The organism is Variovorax sp. Soil_C_26, from assembly GCF_057657075.1.
In genome coordinates this window covers 1-1,280 of record NZ_JBDGJC010000030.1, presented here as the reverse complement: position 1 = coordinate 1,280, position 1,280 = coordinate 1, and the positions used below count along the sequence as shown (strand labels likewise).

The 1,280-nt window shown below is 67.7% G+C and carries 1 protein-coding gene and 1 pseudogene; both read right to left on the bottom strand.

Annotated features, from left to right (window positions below; genetic code table 11):
* A partial coding sequence (locus AC3A6G_RS27280; protein WP_487875088.1) for a methyl-accepting chemotaxis protein occupies window positions 1–923 on the bottom strand: 923 nt, incomplete at its 3' end.
* A gap of 36 nt (window positions 924–959) precedes the next feature.
* Window positions 960–1,280, bottom strand: a pseudogene (locus AC3A6G_RS27275) (methyl-accepting chemotaxis protein); the annotation flags it as partial.

Genomic DNA, 1,280 nt, shown 5'->3' with positions numbered 1-1,280 from the left:
TCTTCCATGGAGGCGGCCGTCTGCTCGAGCGAGCTGGCCTGTTCCTCGGTGCGCGACGAGAGATCCTGGTTGCCTGCTGCGATCTGGCCCGAGGCGGTCGCGATGGCATTGGTGCCCTGGCGAACTTCGCTCACCACCTTGGCGAGGCTCTCGTTCATGTGCTTGAGCGCCTGCATGAGCTGGCCGGTCTCGTCGCGTGAATCGGCCTGGATGTTCGCGCTGAGGTCGCCGCTGGCCACCGTCTCGGCGACGGTGACGGCATGCGCCAGCGGGCGGGTCACGCTGCGCGCGATCAGCCAGGCGCAGAGCGCGCCGATCAGCAGCGTGAGCGCCGTGAGCACGATGCGCAGGTTGAAGCTGCGATCGTTTGCGGCGTCGATGCGCTGGCTCATCTCGTCGATGGCGTTGCGTTCGAGTGCCAGCAGGTCGAGCACGCGCGTTTCGTAGGCCTTGGCGGCCGGCTGGAACACGTCCTTGAAGACATTCTCGGCCTCGCCGGGCACGCCGCCGGCCTTGGCCTTCTGCACCGCGTCCTTGGCGGACTGGTACTTGGCGCGCAGCTCGACGATGTTCTTGTAGGTCGACTTCTCCAGGTCGGTGACCAGCAGCGCCTCGACCTTGGCCATGGTCTCGCCGCCCTTCTTCACGCTGTCGGAGATGACGTCGGCAAAGGTGACGGGCAGGGTCTCGTCGGTGGTGCGCGCGATCATCGCGGTGCGTGCAATGGCCGAGTAGGTCAGCACGTACCAGTCGGAGATCAGCCGCTCTTTCGCGAGCGGGCTGCGCATCATCTGCCGCGTGGCCTCGGCGTTGCTGCGGGCGGTCATCAGCGCGTAGGCGGCAGACACCAGGGTAAGGGCGAGCACCAAGCCAAAGCCGATGGCCAGGCGCGTCCCGATGCGTGTGTTGGAAAGAAAGTTCATGGTGGATGTTCGTGAGAAAAAACGGAGGGCCCGGGTTCAGAACTCGGTCCAGTCGCCCGCGGTGCCGCGGGCGAGGGCCAGGGGCGCCGCGGAGGCGATGGCCTCTTTCGGCGGACGCGGCTTCATCGCCGGACGGCGCAGCGGCGCCTGCGCCTGCACCGGCTCGACGTGCACCGGCTGTGCGCCGCCATCGAGCCGGAACACGCTGACGGCCTGCACGAGGCTCGTGGTCTGCTCCTGCATCGACTGCGCCGCGGCCGCGGCCTCTTCGACCAGCGCGGCGTTCTGCTGCGTCACCTGGTCCATCTGCGCGATCGCCTGGTTCACCTGCTCGATGCCCGTGCTCTGCTCCTGGCT